The following is a 3,831-nucleotide window of genomic DNA, read 5'->3' on the forward strand; positions in this document are numbered from 1 at the left end:
TAGTAGATATACAAAATCTGCTGTGTACTAGCATGGTACCCATTGTAAAATTAATAGATCTCCACAAAAAGAACAGAAACATGACTGGTGAAGTAAAAAGTTTGTTCTCTGACATCATAACTGGCTTAGGTCAAGTTCAATACAGTCTCAGTTTGAGGAGACGATCTCATATCAGGCCTTATCTGAAGAAGAAATATGCTCCGTTGTGTCATATGAATATGCCAATTACAACTAAACTGTTTGGTGATGACATTTCCAAGGAGGTAAAATCCTGTGACAATATTTCTGTACTAGGAAAAGACCCCTATTACCAGAATTATAACTTCAGGGGTGCTATTCGTACTAGAGGCAGATTCCGTGGTCGTCGTGTGTACGGAAACCCTGGTTTTGGGTCTCGTGGGAACAACACTTACCAGGGATATCGCCAGCATCCCTACCCTCTAAGAGGTACCGGTTCATCTGGAAGGCGATCAAGGGCTCCTAGGAGACGGGCTACATCTACTATAACTTCATCGTCTCTTCGGGACCCAAACGAAGACGAGTAGCAGAAGGGGTAAGGCCTGTAGGGCGTACACAGTATTGTTTAGATACATGGGAAATGTTTACTTCTGACCCTTGGATTTTAGGTGTTGTATCAGGTTACATGATAGATTTCGATGATCAGCCTGTACAGAGTAGGGTTCCAAGTGTTATTCCGTTTCCACAAGATCAAAAAGACATGGTAGACATTGCAGTTCAGGAACTTCTGAGTAAAGGTGCAATCATTCAATCCGAAGTGGAAGAAGATCAGTTTATTTCCACTATATTTGTTGTTCATAAACCAAATGGCAAATTTAGGCCAATTATAAACCTGAAATTCTTGAATGAATTCGTTCAATATAACCATTTTAAACAGGAAACTTTTAATATTGTTCTTGATCTTGTCCAACCAAATGATTTCATGACAAAAATCGATTTAGCAGATGCCTACTTTTCGATTCCCATACATCCATCACATTGGAAGTATTTGAAATTTTATTGGAATTCTATTCTATACTGCTTCGTTTGTTTACCTTTTGGGCTTACAATAGCACCATATTTGTTTACAAAAATATTACGCCCCATTTTTGCATGGTTCAGACAACAGAACATTCGATCATCTTATTACATAGATGATTCAATCAATTTTGACCAAGTACGAGCTGTATGTCAGAGAAACAGTAACCGGATTTTAGATACATTACAAAGTCTAGGATTCAATATAAACCAGAAAAAGTCAGTTTTGATACCTTGTCAGAGGCTGGTATTCTTTGGTCATATACTTGACACTGTTCAGTTTAAAGTATTTTTGACTGATGAAAAAGTTCAGAAAATCATTTCCAAAGCTTCTGGCTTGCTCAAAAGAGATTTGGTACGTGTTAGAGACCTAGCTTCATTTATTGGACTTGTCATTAGCACATTTCATGCCATACTGGAAGCCCCTTTACATTATAGACCTCTTGAAAGAGATAAACTTGTGGGATTAGGTTATGATGGGAACTATGACAATGAGACCAGATTATCTCCTCCTAGTAGACATGAACTTGTCTGGTGGATTGACAATGTTGAACGTAACAATGGTAAAAGAATAAGACCAGTTGCTGTATCTAGAAGATGTCGTACCGATGCGTCATTCGCAGGGTTTGGTGGTATAGACTTAGACACAGATGTACATACCAATGGAAGATGGAATTTCGAGGAAGCACAACATGGGATTAATTTCCTTGAACTTCTTGCAATTTTCTATACGTTACAGTCTTTGTTCCATGAGTCTAGAGACATACATATAGAGGTTCAGTCAGATAATACTACTGCAATAGCTTATGTCAATAAGTTTGGTGGAATGGAATCCACAGAGTTGGATGTTTTATCTAAACAGATATGGGAATGGTGTTTACCAAGGCAGATTTATATTTCAGCTATTCATGTACCTGGAAGGTTGAATACTGCAGATTTCTACTCTAGAAATTTTTCAGATTCCACTGAGTGGATGTTAAAGCAAGATATATTTCTCAGACTGTGCAGACATACTTTCATACCTGATGTTGACCTCTTTGCATCCAGGTTGAATAAACGGTTGCCAAGATTTGTGTCTTGGTTTCCTGAGCCAGGTGCAATAGCTGTCAATGCATTGGCTTTATCCTGGAGCAAATTTTTACCTTATATGTTTCCTCCCTTTAACTTGATAGGGAAGGTCATAAATAAAATAGTTTCAGATAAGGTAGATAAAGCCCTTCTGGTAGTTCCATATTGGTTTACACAGAGCTGGTTCCCTGTTCTGTTAGACAACATGTGTGATTTTCCTGTCAGGTTACCAAGACATCGGGATTTGTTGGTACTACCGCACAACCAGGCATTACATCCGCTGGGGAAGAAGCTCAAGATGATTGGCGTGACTCTATCCGGAAACACTTGCAGGGTAAAGCAATTCCGCGAGAACTTGCAGACTTTATCGCAATGTCATGGTCCAGTGGGACAAGGAAGCAGTATAGCAGTGCTTGGAAAAAATGGCGTTTGTGGAACAGTATCAGGTGTTCCAGTCCATTTTACTCGTCTGAAACGGTAGTATTGAGTTACTTGTACTATTTATTCCGGCTTGGTAAGTCATACTCCATTATTAACATTCACAAAGCTATGTTGTTCCAGACATTGCCATTTTTTGGGAATTCATGGTGTAAAGATACGACTTTGGTTGCTCGTTTCATGAAAAGTGTGTTTCGACATAAACCGCCTAGACCTAAATATGTGATGACATGGGATGTTTCGGTTGTACTTCGATATCTGCAAAGTCTAGTGCCATTATCTAAACTATCATTAAAATTGTTAACTTTCAAGACTTTGGCATTGATTGCCTTAGCTACAGCTCCTAGAGCCCAGACTCTATGTGCATTGGATTTGAATAATATGTTTGTTCAACAACAGGCAGTTGTTTTCACATTCACTGATATATTGAAGACGTCCAAGGCAGGACAGTGTTGTTCTTTGAAAGTGGAACATTATAGCAATGAAAAGATTTGTGCTATGCATACTCTGCTTTATTACATTCAGAAGACTTCTTCTCTGAGATTTAGTGATAAGGTTTTTGTGTCATATGTTACTTTTCACTCGGTCACTACGAGTACTTTAGCCAGATGGTTGAAGACAGTTCTTGAATTGTCGGGAATAGATACTTCTGTGTACAAAGCACATTCTTATCGGGGAGCTTCAACTTCGGCAGCTTATAGTCGGGGTTGCTCCATGAATACTATAATTTCCCAAGCTGATTGGAAGTCAGATAAAAACTTCAAGAAGTTTTACTGTCGACATTCTGAGGGTGATTTGTCTTATAGTAGTGCTGTTTTTGGACAATGAATAGTATTAAATTTTTGGAACTGGTTTTGCATTTTTTGTTGCCTTTAAAGATGCTATTTGTACATGTGAAAGCTGAAGGCTTTATGAAAAATAATGAACCCCCATCCAAGCTTTAGTGCAGGATGGAGGGCATTATTTGAGTAAAGCCGGAGGCTGAGCATGTACAGACCCTTCCCTTGGGTATTATTTTATGTTCTTTAGCGTTGTTTTAACCCTCCCATGATAATGTCCAGCAACAAAAAATTTATCTTTAAAAAGTGATCAGCTGTTTACTGGTTCCGGTGATGCTACGAGTAGCAACGGCGCATGCGCAGACTACTTGTGGTATAGTGTAAAAACCTTTTTTAAGGTGCGAGGTAAGTTCAAACGTCCAGAATGGAATGCTATTTGTACATGCTCAGCCTCCGGCTTTACTCAAATAATGCCCTCCATCCTGCACTAAAGCTTGGATGGGGGTTCATT

Annotated in this window: 1 protein-coding gene; it reads left to right on the plus strand. The window is 38.9% G+C overall.

Translation table 11 applies throughout. The features are described 5' to 3' along the window. The first annotated feature begins 598 nt into the window (after nucleotides 1-598). Nucleotides 599-2,584 (plus strand): reverse transcriptase domain-containing protein, encoded by a 1,986-nt coding sequence (locus tag BOW51_RS08290; protein WP_078477286.1) that lies wholly within the window; start codon nucleotides 599-601, stop codon nucleotides 2,582-2,584. Nucleotides 2,585-3,831 lie beyond the last annotated feature (1,247 nt).

The organism is Solemya elarraichensis gill symbiont, from assembly GCF_002021095.1.
In the GTDB taxonomy this organism is placed as follows: Bacteria; Pseudomonadota; Gammaproteobacteria; order Chromatiales; family Chromatiaceae.